This is a genomic window from Melioribacter sulfuriphilus, from assembly GCF_052656625.1.
Map to the genome: position 1 here is coordinate 363,240 of NZ_JBQXXK010000003.1, position 16,697 is coordinate 379,936.

Sequence of the window (16,697 nt, forward strand, 5' to 3'; positions counted from 1 at the left end):
GGACCTCTAAAATATTTTAATGATCAAACCATTTACACCAACTATAAAAAGTTCTCGTTCTGGATTCAATTCCAGGTCGTTCATATTGGAATAAATCCTGCTGTCGAGCAGGTTCCATGTTTTACCTTTATCTTTCGAAAACATAATAATACCTTTACTGCCGGTCGCAACTGCATAATTATCGGAAATAAAAAGAACTTTTTGTAAGCCGCCTAATTCAGCTACTTTTTCTATTTCCCAATCTTTACCGTAATCGGAAGATCGCAAAATAGTTGCATCGCCTCCCGCTGCCAGGCAATAACCTTGTTTCGTAACGTCGATCGATTTAATATAATTGTCAAATTTAATCTTTTCTATCGGTTTCCAGCTTTCACCGCCGTTTTCTGTCATGAGTATTAGTCCGTTCCAGCCGACGGCTATTCCATTCCTTTCGTTTACAAAATCGATGTCGAATATCAAATCTTTTGCGTTCGTAACTACTTTATACCAGCTTATTCCTCCGTTGACTGTTTTCAAAATAAGACCGTCGTTGCCTGTAATAAAACCGATTTGTTCATCAATAAATTTAATTTTGAAAAAAGTATATCCACCTTTGACTTGAACAGTGCTTATCGAATCGAGAAAATTTGTGCTGTATAAAATCGTGGATGAATCTCCAATAATAATTGTCTTGCCGAGCGGTGAACAATAGACATCGCTCAGATTAACTTTTTTATCGTAATTAACCAACTTCCAGTTTTTACCATTGTCATTAGAAGTTAGTATAACACCAGAGTCCCCTACAGCCACTGCAAAAGTATTTCCGGAAAAGGAAATGCCATTAAGGTTTACATTAACAGGCGAATTTATTCTGACAATTTCTTTGAAATTAAATTCGTCTTCGGGCGAAGAAAAGAGAGCTTCTATATTGTACTTTTTCAATTCTTCCAATGCATTACTCTTTAACAATTCATCTACCTGAGTGTAAACGAAATACGAAATTCCAATAAGCACAATAAAAAAGAGAGCGAACGCTGAGGCGGACATAAATTTATACGTGGCAGATCGAGCCTCTGTTTTTCTAAAATAATTTGTATAAAGTTTTGCTACCTGCTGATCGACGCGCTGGACCTCGTTGTACATTTCCTCGCAGGTTGAATACCTATCGTTAGGATTTTTAGCCATTGCTCTTAAAATTAATTCGTCGACCATATCAGGAATCCCTGCAATTGCCGATGAAACTTTAGGTGGCGCTTTTTTTAGGTGACTATCCATTATTTCATATTCGCTCTCGTAATCAAAAGGAGGTTTTCCAACGATCATTTCATATGCCGTACAACCAAGAGAGTAGATATCGCTTCTGTTAGTAACGTCGTAACCTTTTATTTGTTCGGGACTCATATAATAGACGGTGCCGACTTTTGCGCCTGTCTTCGTAACTGCAGTATCATCAAACAACGATTTCGATATGCCAAAATCCATCACCTTGGCTACACCTTCTTTATTCAGCACAATGTTAGAGGGTTTTATATCCCTGTGAACGAAACCTTTGGAATGGGCATAACCGAGTCCCAGCAAAATTTGTTTAAGTATATAAAACACGTCGTAAAGATTAAATCTGCCCTGTCTCTTTATAATTTTATCGAGGCTTTCCCCTTCGACGTATTCCATTACTATACCAAGCAGATTATCGTATTCGATAAAGCCATAAACAGTAACGATGTTTGGGTGTGACAACTTAGCCTGGTTTTTCGCTTCCCTTTTGAATCGTTCAATAAATTTGAGACGGTCGTACATGTCGGAATTCAACATTTTGATTGCTACAAAGCGGTCGAGTTTAGTATCGTAAGCTTTGTAGACTATCCCCATTCCACCTTTGCCCAGTATAGAGACAATCCTATAATTATCAATTTGAATTCCGATAAGATTTTGCATAAGCCCATTAAAATTGACCAATCAATATAAAAAATTATTAATATAACATGCTTTGTAAGTAGTTATTAAAATAGCAATTTCGTGAGGATTTACAGAATTTCATAAAAGCACGGTTTGCACCCTCTTTTATTTTTGAGTTTATTTGCATATTTTTGCAAGTCATTGCGAGAGTGGCGGAATTGGTAGACGCGCTAGACTTAGGATCTAGTGTCGCATAGACGTGGGGGTTCGAGTCCCCCCTCTCGCACTATTTCATCACTAAAGGTCAGAGGTATATTTGGAATTCAAGGTAAATCAAATATCCGATTCATTACAGGAACTCGAAGTAAAATTATCTTACGACGAAATTAAACCCGAAATTGAAAAAGCCTACGAAGAAGAAAGAAAAAATATTTCGATTGACGGTTTCAGAAAAGGTAAAGCCCCACTTTCAATTATAAAAAAGCTTTACGGAGAAGCTATCGAATATAAAGCTTCCGAAAAAATAGCCACTAAAAAATTCTGGGATATAGTCGACCAGGAGAATCTTCAGCCAATCAGTACTCCTCAACTGACAGATATCGACTTTAATATTGGCGAAAAACTTCACTTCAAAATTCAATATGAAATAATGCCGAAAGTAGATGTGAAAGATTATAAAGGAATAGAAGTTGAAAAACCGGTATTTAAAGTAAAAGACGAGGAAATTGAAAAAGAAATTGAATATCTCATAGCGCCACATACTAAGTACGAAGAAGCTGAATCTGTCGAGTCGAAAGAATACAGGATAACTGTCGATCTGCAGCAACTCGATGAATCGAAAAATCCCGTTCCAAATCAAAGAAGCGAAAACATAACAATCAATCTTAACGACGAAAAAGTTAATCCCCAAATATTCGAAAATGCGAGAGGCAAAAAAGTAGGAGACATTTTCAATTTCAGTTTTGTGGATGAACATTATCATGGAGAAGAACTTCATCGCCAGGAATTTAACTACGAAGTAAAAATCAAAAAAATTGAGAAGTTGATTAAACCGGAACTAAACGAGGATTTGATCAAAAAAATCTCCAACGAAAAAGCTTCAACCATTGACGAATTGCGCAGTTTGTTGCATAACAACTTCAGAAAATATTACGAAAAACAATCCGACGAAATCTTTACCAATTCGTTATTGAATAAAGTAGTTAAGAACAACGACTTTACACCTCCGACGGGATTGGTCGAATCGCTCCATAAACGATTTATCGAATTGGAGAAAGAAAATGCACGCCGATACGGCCAAAAGAATATTGACGAAAAACAACTTGCAGATTACCTTAGACCTCGAGCCGAATGGACTGCAAAATGGCAAATTATTTTTACAAATATTGCCGAAAAAGAAAATATCAAAGTGGAAGATTCTGAACTACAAAATCTGGCCCAGGAAGAATCAGAAAAAACTGGCATTAGTGTCGATAAACTGGTTAAATATTACAAAGACACAAATAGAGCGGACTATCTGCTCGAAGATAAAGTAATTAAATTCTTGAAAGAAAATGCCGTAGTTAAGGAAGTTGATCCAGAAGAAATGAAAAAGGAAAAAGAAGGGAATAAAGAAAATGAAAAATGATTTTTTTACAGATATTGAAGCAATAAAAAAACATGAAATATTCAATCAGCTGGTTCCTTATGTAATTGAACAGACGGGACGCGGAGAGAGAGGTATGGACATCTTTTCTCGCCTCTTACGCGAACGCATAGTATTCTTAGGAACAGCCATCGACGACCATATTGCAAGTCTTATTATTGCACAGTTATTATTCCTCGAAGCTGAAGATCCTGATAAAGATATTTATCTCTACATAAATTCACCTGGTGGCAGCGTTTCGGCGGGACTGGCAATTTATGATACAATGAAATATATCCGCTCGAAGGTTTCCACAATTTGTGTCGGTCTTGCAGCAAGTATGGGAGCTGTTCTTCTTGCTGGAGGTGAAACCGGAAAACGCTCAGCTCTCCCCCATTCAAAAATTATGATCCATCAACCATGGGTCGGTGGTTTGCAGGGTCAAACTACAGATATCGAAATCCATGCTAAAGAAATGATTAAAACACGCGATACTATTTATAAAATACTTGCCGAACATACCGGAAAATCATACGAACAGATTGCTAAAGATTGCGACAGGGACTATTTCATGACAGCAGAAGAAGCTAAAGAATATAACCTGATTGACAATATTCTGACTCACCGTGTTAATCCATCAGATAATAAATCGAAAAAATAAAAAAAGGGGTTTTATAACCCCTTTTTTAATACCCAAAAATGTTAGAGGTATTTATGCCCCGCATTAAATTATCTATCGTATTTTTTCTACTAATCTCATCTTTTATTCATCCACAGAAGAAAAACTTTACCATCGATGACGTAATAACAAATGCGTATACCAAACTTATGCCGGAAAATCTTAGTCAACTAAAATGGATACCAGACAGCCATGAATTTTCGTTCGTTAAAGATAATTTTATTATAAAAGGTTCAGCTGAATCGGAAAAGTACGATACTGTTATATCTTTAGAAAAAATCAATAGGCTCCTATCTCAAAATGGAGAAGAAAAGATTAATTATTTTACGTCGATTTCATGGATAAACAAAGATGAATTTAATTTCATTTACGAAAATAAATTAATACGAGTAAATATATCTGCACAGAACGCAGATATTATTAACCGGGCACCTGATAAAGCAGAAAATTTAACAGTAGCTCCAAACCACAGATATCTGGCATTTACAATTAAAAATAATTTATATGTGAGTCTGGATGGCAAAGAATACAAAGCAATTACTAACGAAGCTGACAGTAATATTATTTCTGGTCAAGCGGTACACAGGAACGAATTCGGGATTGAAAGTGGCATTTTCTGGTCACTCAATTCGAACTTTATAGCATTTTACCGTATGGACCAGAGGATGGTTACGGATTTTCCTCTACTCGACATTTCATTTAAACCAGCTCGTATAAAGAATATAAAATATCCAATGGCTGGTCAAACAAGCCACCATGTAACGGTTGGAATTTACAGTTTAAAGGATGAAACGACGACTTGGTTAAAAACAGGCGAGCCGAAAGATCAATATCTTACTTCTCTTACCTGGTCGCCCGATGAAAATAACTTTTACATAGCTCATCTTAACAGAGACCAGAACCACCTGAAATTAATCAAATACGACGCTGGTTCCGGCGAACCGATAAAAATTCTTTTTGAAGAAAAAGACAATGAATACGTCGAGCCGGAAAATCCACTTTATTTTCTCCCTGGTTCAATAAACAAATTTGTCTGGCTATCCGAACGCGACGGTTATAAACACGCTTATCTGTACGATACAGAAGGCAACCTGATTAAACAATTAACAAAAGGTGAATGGGTAATCACTGAGTTCAATGGTTTCGATAAAAACGGAAAATATCTCTTTTTTACAGCTACGAAAGAATCACCTCTTGAAAGACATTATTACCGACTTGATTTAAAGAATAACAACCTCGAAAAAATCACAGATGAACCTGGCACTCACTATGTACAGAAATGCGATGATGGCACATATTTCATCGATAACTTTTCTAATTACGAGATCCCGAGAAAAATAGTTCTTACAAAATTAAATGAGCCATTGAGAAATTTACTTACAGCTCAAAATCCTTTTGCTGATTATAATCTGGGAAAGACAGAAATTTTTACGATTAAAAATAAAGAAGGCATTGATTTGTATTGCCGAATGATTCTTCCTCCTGACTTCAATCCTGCAAAAAAATATCCAGTAATATTCTATGTTTATGGAGGACCACATGCGCAATTAATTACTAATTCATTCGGCTACGGTAGATATTTCATCTGGTTTTATTTGATGGCACAGAAAGGTTATATAGTATTCACGCTCGACAATCGAGGCTCGGATAACCGTGGCCTCGAATTTGAACAGGCAACCTTTAGAAGATTAGGTACTGTTGAAATTGAAGATCAGTTATGCGGCGTCGATTACTTGAAAAAATTATCTTATGTTGACACTTCCCGATTTGGTGTATTTGGCTGGAGTTATGGAGGATTTATGGCAACTTCTCTTATGCTGAGAAGCGGAAACCAATTCAAAACTGGGGTAGGCGGTGGTGCTGTGATCGACTGGAGTCTATACGAAGTAATGTATACAGAAAGATATATGGATACACCCGAAACAAATCCCGAAGGTTATAAAGAATCATCGCTTCTAAACTATGTGGAAAATCTAAAAGGGAAATTACTTTTAGTCCATGGCACTTTCGACCCGGTTGTCGTATGGCAGCATACTTTGCTTTTTGCAGAAAAAGCCATGCACTTGAACAAGCCTCTTGATTATTTCCCCTATATAAAACACGAACACGGTGTTAGCGGAAGCGATGCTCTGCATCTTTATACTAAAATTACCAATTATTTCATCGATAATTTATAGAGGAACTCTTCTCATGATGTTCTTAAAATATAAATTTATTATTTTTATAAGTATTATTTAGGATTGTCTGGATGAAGAATCTAATAAATGGTATTGAAGAATTGATTGAATTTGTAATTTCGGGCGACGAGTCTTTTTATAACGAAGTCTGTCGTTTTTTTGTACGTAATTTCAACCTCCATTCGGCTTCATTATTCAGTATTTCGGAGAAAGCTAATCTTAAACTCATTGGTAAATCTGACAATGTCACATTGAACTCCAGTACTAATTACTCCTGTCCGAATTGTAGGGTAATTAACAATAATCTTAGTAACACACTAAATTTCGACAGCAACTGCGGAATTCCTTCTGACACCTCGAAATTCAATGCGTGTTTGATGTTGAACGATAATGCCGGCAATCGATTCATCCTTTCGATTTCGAAAAAATCGCCAATTGACAAAAACGACAAACAGAATATCGAATCGGCTTCGGCATTAGTTAGCCGTCTCCTTTCCTTCAGGATGCCGGCGTATAAATTCAATCAATCTAATTACGAGTTATTTGAGCTGGTCAACAATTTTTCGGACGATATCAGAAATATAGCCAATTCAATTATCGGGTCGGTTACGATCTTATCCGAGAAATCGGAAACCGGTTTGAAACCCGAGAACTATGCTCCTATACGCCGCTCGGCTCAGAGTATTCTTCTATACTTAAACGACCTGAAAGAATCGACACGAATATTGTCGGGTGACTATACTGTGAATAAGAAAGAGGTCGACTTAACGTCGATACTGGAAGATTTAATTAAATTGTTCCGGCATCGTTCTAATAACAAATTCTACTTCGATACTAACATTCAAATAGAAGGTAAGATTAAATCGGATGAATTCAAATTAAGATACATATTCAGCAATCTCATCTATACGGCATCGCTCCTATCGACATCTGGCAATTTTGCCCTGAAGGGAAATAACAAACAAACAGGAGGAATTGAAATTACATTAACCGCGAAAGATGCGATCGATATTCCTGCCGATGTAATTAAAAATTTTTTCAAACCTTTCGTAATAAAAAAAATTAATGAAATTAAGAATTCCAACTTAACGGGATTAAGCTTATATTTAACAAAAAAATATCTCAATCTTTTGAATGGAGATATAAGTGTTGTTCAATTTAACAACCAGCTTATATTCAAAATAACAATCGATGGAGCAATAATGTCTGAAATTGACAAAGCATTAAACAATATTCCAAAACCTGATACAGAGAACAAAGTTTTGGTAATCGAAGACGATTATGCTACCTCAAAATTGTTGAGCAATTATTTGAATAAATGGGGCTACAAACCGATAATCGTCTCAACAGAAAAGGAAGCTTTCGATATCATTAATTCTGAATCGCTCCTGGCAGTTATTTTGGACATCGAGCTACCCGAGACAAACGGTCTCGAACTTCTTAGAAAAATCCACGAACACGAAAGAACGAAAAATATTCCTGTGATTGTTTGCTCCATCGAACACGAACAGCAAAAGGCATTTATGATGGGTGCTGTTGAATATTTCGTCAAACCGATAAATTACAACTATCTGGTCGAAGTTCTTACAAGTTATAAATTGAGAAAAAATTCAAATATCTTATGCGTTGACGACGATGTACCGACTCTCAATCTCATAAAACAGGCAATTGAATCCGCTGGATTCAAACCAGTAGCGGAAAATATTTCAGCAAATGTAATGGATTTATTAAAGGAGAAGGATATCGACCTGGCAATAATCGATCTGGATATGCCTCATCCAAACGGATTTGAATTGATAAAATTGATCAAATCGGAACCGAAGTTTGCACACCTTCCAATTATCATTTATACTGGAAAAGAAAACTATCAGGAAGACCTTAAAAATATCGAAGGACTTTTCGACGATTTGCTCGAAAAGAGATCTACTAACATCGAAGATCTGGCAGATACAATCCGCAAAATGATCAATCAATACGAAGTGCCACCTCCGGAAGAAGAAGTACTTACCAAAAAAGGAGTAAAGAAAATATTGCTGGCGGAAGATTATAAGCACTCGCAAATTATCGTTACAAGATTGCTGAAGAAAAACAATTTTGAAGATATAGTCGTTGTTGAAAATGGTGAAGATGCGGTCAATATGGCTAAAAAAGAAAAATTCGATTTGATTTTGATGGATATGCAAATGCCAATAATGAATGGATTCGAGGCTACCGAAAAGATACGACAGATGCCCGAATATAAAAATGTGCCAATAATAGCACTCACGGCTTTTGCTATGAAAGGCGATAAAGAAAAATGTCTCGAAGCAGGCGCAACCGATTATATTCCCAAACCAATTGATAGCAAAGAGTTTATCGACAAAATTAAATACTACACGAACAGTTAATCTAATCGTCAAATTAATTTAGGGAATTGTTATGAATATCAGGGTACGATTTGCTCCGAGCCCTACGGGATATTTACACGTGGGCGGATTGAGAACTGCGTTATATAATTATTTATTTGCCCGAAAAAACAACGGCAAGTTTATTTTGCGTATTGAAGACACCGACAGAAATAGATACGTCGAAGGTGCTGTTGAAAATTTGATCAATTCACTCAAGTGGTGCGGACTCGACTACGATGAAGGTCCAGATATAGGAGGAGATTTCGGTCCATATATGCAATCGCAACGGCTCGATATTTATAAAAAGTATGCAGATGAATTGATATCCACAGGACATGCTTATTATTGTTTTTGTACGCCGGAACGACTTGAAGAACTTCGTAAAGAACAGATGGCTAAAAAATTACCTCAGGCAAAATACGACAAACACTGTCTTCATCTTTCAAAAGAAGAAATTCAAAAGAAGCTGGATCAAAACATTCCACATGTAGTACGGCTTAATGTAGAACCTGGTAAAAAAATCATCTTCGAAGATGTTATAAGAGGCACGGTTGAATTCGACTCCAAAAATATAGACGACCAGGTTTTGATAAAAAGCGATGGCTACCCAACGTATCACATGGCTAATGTAGTCGACGACCATTTAATGAAAATCAGTCATGTTATTCGAGGCGAAGAGTGGCTTTCTTCCACTCCCAAACATATTCTGCTCTATAATTTTCTGGGATGGGAACCGCCAGTTTTTGCGCATCTTCCCTTATTACTCAATCCTGACCGATCGAAACTAAGTAAACGTCAGGGCGACGTGGCAGTAGAAGATTACAGGGCCAAAGGTTATTTGAAAGAAGCATTAATCAACTTTGTTGCTCTCCTGGGCTGGAATGCAGGAGATGACAAAGAGTTCTATTACATCGAAGAATTAATTGAAAAATTTTCGCTCGAAAGAGTTAACAAGTCAGGCGCAGTCTTCGATATAGAAAAATTGAATTGGCTCAATGCAGAACACCTGCGAGCTAAATCCGATAATGACTTGTTAACATTGTTAAAAGAGGAATTGAGTAAAAGCAAGTATGCTGATTTAGCTTTATCTGATGATTATCTTCTCAATGTAATTCATGCTATGAAAGAACGAGTTTCGTTTGTTAACGAGTTTATCACTAAGTCTCCTTATTTTTTTGAGACCCCCTCGTCTTACGAAGAAAAAGCCATTGAGAAAAACTGGAAAGCCGAAACTCCTGAACAATTGAAGAAATTAAGAGATAAATTTGCGCTACTGGAGAATCCATCAAAAGAAGATTACGAAAAAGCTTTAAAGGAAACCGCCAATGAATTAGGAATTGGAGCCGGCAAATTAATTCATCCACTTCGTCTGGCTTTATCGGGAATGAGTACGGGACCTGGCATTTACGACATTTTGTTTATTATCGGGAAAGACGAAACAATAAAAAGGATTAATCAAGCTATCAATACTCTTAAATAAAAAGAACTGAGCAATCTTTTGGATTGCTCAGTTCTTTCTTCAATAAATCACTCCCCTTTTTTCTTAGCCCAGCTATCTTTTAATGTAACGGTTCTATTGAATACAAGCTTATCGTCTGTGGAATATTTTGAATCCACACAGAAATAGCCCTGTCTTTCAAATTGGAAGATATCGCCTGGTTTTGAATCTTTAAGAGAAGGCTCAACATAAGCATTCTCAATAATATTAAGTGATTGTGGATTTATATAATCGAGCCAGTTTTCTTTCGATGCGGGATCTTCAATGGTAAATAGTCTGTCGTACAATCTAACTTCTGCATTGAAAGCGTACTTAGCCGAGACCCAGTGAATGGTTCCTTTAACTTTTTTATTACTTGAACCCGAACCGCTTTTTGTATCGGGGTCGTATGTGCATCTCAGTTCTATAATATTACCATTTTTATCTTTAATAACATCTTCGCATTTAATTATGTAAGCATATCGCAATCTTACTTCGCCGCCGGGTATTAATCTTTTGAATCCTTTGGGAGGTTCTTCCATAAAGTCAGCTCTTTCAATAAAAAGTTCTTTAGTAAATTTAATTTTTCTGGTTCCTGCAGATGGGTCTTCCGGATTGTTAACTGCTTCGAGTTCCTCTTCGCCTTCGTAATTTGTAAGGACAACTTTAATGGGGTCGAGCACGGCCATGACACGTTTTGCACGTTTATTCAAATCGTCGCGAATTGCAAATTCGAGCAATGCAATGTCGGTCATGGCATCGCGCTTTGCCACACCTACAAGCTCTGCAAAATTCCATAAAGATTCGGGTGTAAAGCCGCGTCTTCTCAAACCCGATATTGTTGGCATGCGCGGGTCATCCCATCCATCTACATAGCCTTCTTTAACTAACTGAAGCAAACGCCGTTTACTCATAACAGTGTAACTTAAATTCAAACGTGCAAATTCAATTTGCTGAGGATGATAGATATTCAATTCATCGAGAAACCAGTCGTATAAAGGTCTGTGATTTTCAAATTCTAATGTACAAATTGAATGCGTTATTCCCTCAATTGAATCCTCTAAACCATGAGCCCAATCGTAAGTTGGATAAATGCACCATTTATTGCCCTGCCTGTGATGTTCTGCATGGATAATTCTGTACATTACAGGGTCGCGCAAATTAAGGTTCGGCGACGCCATATCAATTTTTGCCCTCAAAGTTTTCGAGCCCGTCGGGAATTCCCCTTTTCTCATTCTTTCGAAGAGGTCAAGATTTTCTTCTATTGTCCTGTTGCGATATGGACTTTCTATACCAGGTTCGGTTAAGGTACCTCTGGTTTTCCGTATCTCTTCGGCAGATAAATCGCAAACGTAAGCCTTCCCTTTTTTTATAAGTTCTACTGCATATTGGTACATCTGTTCAAAATAGTCAGACGCATAAAAAATTCTATCTTCGAAATCAGCACCTAGCCATTTGACATCTTCGATAATCGATTCTACGTACTCAGTATCTTCTTTTTCTGGATTTGTATCGTCAAATCGAAGGTTGAATTTACCGTTATAATCGCGAGCTATTCCATAGTTCAAACAAATTGACTTGGCATGACCAATATGGAGATAGCCATTTGGTTCCGGAGGAAAACGAGTATGAACACGTCCTCCCCATTTATTTGTGCGAATATCTTCGTCAATAATTTCATAAATAAAATTTTTCGGCTTTTCTTTTTCCATAACGTCCTCATGTTTAATCAAAATATGGTCTGAAATAATTTTTTAGTTCTTTATTTTCTTCATTAAGTAATATTAATATCGATTTTAAAATGCCGATAATGTTACCAATATCTTCGAAGCTATTTACTTTAAAAATAAGATACCACGCAGAAATTGAACGTGATATTGCTACTTCAGCAAGTTTAAGCTGGATTAACTTTTCATCGTCATCACTTTCGTAGGAATTTTTCAACTTCAGTAAGATGAAATACTGATAATAATGAATTACTTCCAGAGCTTCTAAAATGTCCGCATTCTTATTATTATTTTGCTTAATCAACAATTCGTTTTTTGCCAGCCAATTGTTACATTCCTTAGCATAAAGTTCGGAAAGTTCCATTAAGTTTCGACCGTAATATTCGATAGCATCGAAAGAATCGTAAGCCTGAGCAAATAAATTCCGAAGGACATTAAAAAATCCTTCTGGATTAAAAACGACTTTTTTTCTTTCGTTTTTATAAATTGTTTCGATGAAAAGCTCACATCTTGTTGTATAGATACACCGGTCACACCAGTTATCACAATACTTGTGTATATCTGTAATTAAATCAAGTTCCATAATAATCGTAAAAATTTAAGTACAAATATAGAAATTAATGGGGTATTCTTCTGTGTAAATTTCATAATTATTCTTTGTACTTTATTAATGACACCATTTTGCAGATTTCTAATTTTATACTTTTAACAATTGTTATGTTACATATTCAGTAACCATACACTTATGTAAAGAATTACATTTAATGTTTACCATAATTAATATTGACCTTTATCCTACAGGTTAAAATCGAGAATTTAAAAAAGCGAAGTAACTTTATTTTTTCATTTTTTTTGAAAAAGTTTTCTTTTATTTAGTTTTGCCCGATATGAAAAATTTTTCATTACTATCGGTATACAGCTTCATTCATATAGCGCAAGTTTATGATTCTAGGCACATTGTATGTTTAGTAATTTACTACTATTTATTTTTACTATTTTTTTGAAGGATAAATAAATTTATAAAATGACAAGATAATCGAATTGAATACTTTAAATTGAGCATTTAAGAACAAATTTCTCATTTTATCGTATTGAAGCGTGATCCAACAGGATACAGATCAATTTTTGAATTTCTTGACATTGCTGACATAGAGTTTAATTTATTCTACAATATTGTGGAATCGTCTGTATAAAATTTAATAACCAAAACATATAGTAAAGATATATCTACTTGAGGGCAATTCTACAATATTTGTCGGACTCTCACGGACTCGTCCGAACCCTGACGGACCTGTCCGACTCTGACGGACCTGTCCGAACCCTGACGGACTCAATTAATCCCGCCGTTACGTGACTCGTCGGACCACTCAATTTTCGGAGTGAGTCCCACTCATTTAGTGGGACGAACGACGACCCCGCCATAGGCGGGGGCAATTCTACTATACCTGCCCGTCTTTGACGGGGCTTGTCCGACTCAGACGGATTCGATTAATCCCGTCGTTGCGTGACTCGTCGGGCCACTCAATTTTCGGAGTGAGTCCCACTCATTTAGTGGGACGAACGACGATCCCGCCTTTGGCGGGGCAATTCTACTATAGTTCGATTAAGACGCAGATTGACTACAATAGCGCGTGAATTCATTCAGATTTCAATTCTACTATAGTTCGATTAAGACTATATAACTTTTCGCACATCCAGCAAGCAATATCATTTCAATTCTACTATAGTTCGATTAATCCCGCCGTTGGCGGGACGACTCGTCACGTCGTTGCGTGACTCGTCGGACCATTTGATTTTCGGAATGAGTCCCGCTCGTTTAGTGGGACGAACGGCGACCCCCGCCGTTGGCGGGGGCAATTCTACTATACCTGCCCGTCTTTGACGGGGTTCGATTAAGACTAAAATTTCAAGGCGCCTTCGGGCGCCAAAATAAAAAATTTCAATTCTACTATAGTTCGATTAAGACTGGGTGGTGCATATGTGATAGCAGAAGAATCTATATTTCAATTCTACTATAGTTCGATTAAGACGGAAATTAAAGCAACAAATTTAAGATGGACAGCGAATATTTCAATTCTACTATAGTTCGATTAAGACTGAAGAGTTCAACCCTACGATTTTTGTACGAATTTTATTTCAATTCTACTATAGTTCGATTAAGACTATTTCTGTCGAAGTTTTTCTCTAAAGACAATATTCTTTCAATTCTACTATAGTTCGATTAAGACTACCGGAGATGCAGATATAATTTTTGTAATATATATGCTTTCAATTCTACTATAGTTCGATTAAGACATATCCATTGACTTGGTTCTCTTCCCAAATATAAACCTTTCAATTCTACTATAGTTCGATTAAGACCAGTAAAAAAGCGAATTGAGGCAAGATTTGAACAGCCTTTCAATTCTACTATAGTTCGATTAAGACATGATTGGTTAGTCATAGAAATAAATCATAACAAATCACTTTCAATTCTACTATAGTTCGATTAAGACTATGATTGCCTGCGAAAATGAAGCCAACTCGTTTCTCTTTCAATTCTACTATAGTTCGATTAAGACGATGCTTTATACCGTTACGCAAGCCGTACGGTATTCTTTCAATTCTACTATAGTTCGATTAAGACGTATACTAATAATGATTCAACGAACTCTATGTTTTTACTTTCAATTCTACTATAGTTCGATTAAGACGTTTAAAATCGTTGCTCAAGAGAATGACGGCGGGCATCTTTCAATTCTACTATAGTTCGATTAAGACTGCAGTACCTGGTTCATACACAATAATCCTGAAAGGCTTTCAATTCTACTATAGTTCGATTAAGACTCAGTGCAGTTGTCAACCAAAACAACAAACGCATTTCTTTCAATTCTACTATAGTTCGATTAAGACTGATTTGTTAGTTATATTTTTCGGCGGCGGCAAGGCTTTCAATTCTACTATAGTTCGATTAAGACGCTCCGTTGTCATCTGATATTATTTAGATTTAGTATCTTTCAATTCTACTATAGTTCGATTAAGACTGTGTAGAAGCATACGAGCCGACGCCCTGTCGTTCGACTTTCAATTCTACTATAGTTCGATTAAGACTATCTGAGAACAATCCTCAAATTCAGCAAGTCTTAACTTTCAATTCTACTATAGTTCGATTAAGACTCAACAAAGAGAATTATTCAGAGGCCGAATATCGCCTTTCAATTCTACTATAGTTCGATTAAGACAAAGTTGATTTGCCTGAAAATCCAGGCGTTGAATTTCTTTCAATTCTACTATAGTTCGATTAAGACACCTGAAAATTCTGCATTTTTAAATTATTTTGCAAGCATTTTTTTAAAAAAATGTCGTCGACCTCCAATAATGCAAAATTCCCAGGGGGTCGACGACTTTTTACGTAAAATTAGAAAATTATAATTTCTGGTAGACATTAATGGCTTTTTCTGCTAAGTCCATACCAATTTCAATTGCTTGTTTATTTAGAGGAATTAGATGATGATATCTTTCGGGCAAAACTTTCTTTAAAGCTTCGAGTGCCGTGTCGAAAGAAATTATTGGCTTTTTCTTCAAATAGGCACCAAGTATTATCATGTTCATCACACGCGTATTCTTAAGACTTGCAGCTTCGTTTGCTGCTTCGATTGGCAATATTTCGATATCTCTCCTTTTGGGTGGATTTATAATTGTGCTGGCTTCATAGATTAAAAGTCCCCCTGCTTTAACTGAATTTTCAAATTTATCGAGCGAGGGTTGATTTAGCGCTATTAATGTGTCGAATTTCGATATTATCGGAGAACTAATTTTAGTATCGCTGATAATTACGATACAATTTGCTGTACCACCTCTCATCTCAGGACCATATGACGGCATCCAGCTGACTTCTTTATCTTCGATAACTCCGCCGTAAGATAATATCTGTCCCAGAGATAAAACCCCCTGTCCTCCAAATCCAGCAATAATAATTTCTTCGGTCATTCCTTCTCTCCTTGATTTTCTGGAACTTTCAGTTCGCCGAGTGGATAAAAGTGCAACATATTTTCTTCCAGCCATTTATTGGCTTCCACTGGTGTCATTTTCCAGTTTGACGGGCAATTCGAAACAACTTCTACAAAACAGAGACCTTTCTTATGGTCTTGATATTGAAAGCCTTTGAGGATTGCCTTTTTTGCCTTTCTGACATTGTTAGGAGTATTTACTGCTACACGCGCGCAGTAATAAACTCCAGGTAATTGCGCAATTAACTCTGTAATTTTGAGGGGGTTTCCCATTATTTCGGGAACTCTGCCTTCGGGACTTGTAGTTGACTTCATACCAACGAGTGTTGTTGGGGCCATTTGTCCACCAGTCATTCCATAAATACCATTATTAATAAAGATGATTAAAATGTTTTCGCCCCGATTACATGTATGAATAGTTTCGCCTGTACCGATTGCTGCCAGATCACCATCCCCTTGATAAGAGAATACATATTTATCGGGCAGCATCCTTTTAATTCCAGTAGCCACAGCCGAAGCTCTGCCGTGCGCTGCTTCGGTCATATCGATGTCTAGATAATTATATGCAAAAACAGAACAACCAACCGGAGCCACACCGATTGTTTTCTCCTGAATTCCGAGTTCGTCAATAGCTTCTGCAATTAAACGATGCGCTACTCCGTGGCCGCAGCCCGGGCAATAATGCATCGGTGTATCAATTAAGGTCTTCGGTCTGTCGTAGACTAAATTTTCTTCAACACAGATGCTTTCTTCGGCAATCAT

Annotated in this window: 10 protein-coding genes, 1 tRNA gene and 1 CRISPR repeat array; of the genes, 6 read left to right on the plus strand and 5 right to left on the minus strand. The window is 36.6% G+C overall.

What is annotated here, in order from left to right; genetic code table 11:
• Positions 1 to 6: 6 nt before the first annotated feature.
• Positions 7 to 1,914, minus strand: a complete 1,908-nt coding sequence (locus tag ACUN8G_RS05400; RefSeq protein WP_437346108.1) for a protein kinase domain-containing protein — start codon at positions 1,912 to 1,914, stop codon at positions 7 to 9.
• Between the two features lie 164 nt (positions 1,915 to 2,078).
• Between ACUN8G_RS05400 and ACUN8G_RS05405 the strand changes: the two genes are divergently transcribed.
• The 6 genes from ACUN8G_RS05405 (at position 2,079) to gltX (ending at position 10,222) form a co-directional block, all read left to right on the plus strand.
• Positions 2,079 to 2,161 (plus strand) — tRNA-Leu (locus tag ACUN8G_RS05405).
• Positions 2,162 to 2,191: 30 nt separating this feature from the next.
• The gene (gene tig, locus ACUN8G_RS05410; protein WP_437346109.1) at positions 2,192 to 3,502 is read left to right on the plus strand and encodes a trigger factor; all 1,311 of its coding nucleotides are present in this window, start codon (positions 2,192 to 2,194) and stop codon (positions 3,500 to 3,502) included.
• Positions 3,492 to 4,160 carry an ATP-dependent Clp endopeptidase proteolytic subunit ClpP gene (clpP, locus tag ACUN8G_RS05415; RefSeq protein WP_437346110.1) on the plus strand — a complete coding sequence of 223 codons (669 nt, stop codon included), beginning with the start codon at positions 3,492 to 3,494 and terminating at the stop codon, positions 4,158 to 4,160. The genes tig and clpP overlap by 11 nt, the downstream gene beginning before the upstream one ends.
• A 53-nt stretch (positions 4,161 to 4,213) precedes the next feature.
• The gene (locus tag ACUN8G_RS05420) at positions 4,214 to 6,355 is read left to right on the plus strand and encodes a S9 family peptidase (RefSeq protein ID WP_437346111.1); all 2,142 of its coding nucleotides are present in this window, start codon (positions 4,214 to 4,216) and stop codon (positions 6,353 to 6,355) included.
• A gap of 71 nt (positions 6,356 to 6,426) precedes the next feature.
• The gene (locus tag ACUN8G_RS05425; RefSeq protein ID WP_437346112.1) at positions 6,427 to 8,742 is read left to right on the plus strand and encodes an ATP-binding response regulator; all 2,316 of its coding nucleotides are present in this window, start codon (positions 6,427 to 6,429) and stop codon (positions 8,740 to 8,742) included.
• Between the two features lie 31 nt (positions 8,743 to 8,773).
• Positions 8,774 to 10,222, plus strand: coding sequence for a glutamate--tRNA ligase (gene gltX / locus ACUN8G_RS05430; RefSeq protein ID WP_437346113.1), 1,449 nt, complete (start codon positions 8,774 to 8,776; stop codon positions 10,220 to 10,222).
• A gap of 47 nt (positions 10,223 to 10,269) precedes the next feature.
• Here the strand turns inward: gltX and ACUN8G_RS05435 are convergent, their stop codons facing one another.
• The 4 genes from ACUN8G_RS05435 to ACUN8G_RS05450 form a co-directional block, all read right to left on the minus strand.
• Positions 10,270 to 11,931, minus strand: a complete 1,662-nt coding sequence (locus tag ACUN8G_RS05435; protein ID WP_437346114.1) for a glutamine--tRNA ligase/YqeY domain fusion protein — start codon at positions 11,929 to 11,931, stop codon at positions 10,270 to 10,272.
• Positions 11,932 to 11,944: 13 nt separating this feature from the next.
• Positions 11,945 to 12,529: a hypothetical protein gene (locus ACUN8G_RS05440; RefSeq protein ID WP_437346115.1), complete on the minus strand. Its 585-nt coding sequence runs from the start codon at positions 12,527 to 12,529 to the stop codon at positions 11,945 to 11,947.
• Positions 12,530 to 13,882: 1,353 nt separating this feature from the next.
• Positions 13,883 to 15,233: a CRISPR direct-repeat array (repeat unit 30 nt; unit sequence CTTTCAATTCTACTATAGTTCGATTAAGAC).
• 118 nt (positions 15,234 to 15,351) lie between these two features.
• The gene (locus ACUN8G_RS05445) at positions 15,352 to 15,915 is read right to left on the minus strand and encodes a 2-oxoacid:ferredoxin oxidoreductase subunit gamma family protein (RefSeq protein ID WP_437346116.1); all 564 of its coding nucleotides are present in this window, start codon (positions 15,913 to 15,915) and stop codon (positions 15,352 to 15,354) included.
• The gene (locus tag ACUN8G_RS05450) at positions 15,912 to 16,697 is read right to left on the minus strand and encodes a thiamine pyrophosphate-dependent enzyme (protein WP_437346150.1); all 786 of its coding nucleotides are present in this window, start codon (positions 16,695 to 16,697) and stop codon (positions 15,912 to 15,914) included. Before ACUN8G_RS05450 ends, ACUN8G_RS05445 begins: the two co-directional genes overlap by 4 nt.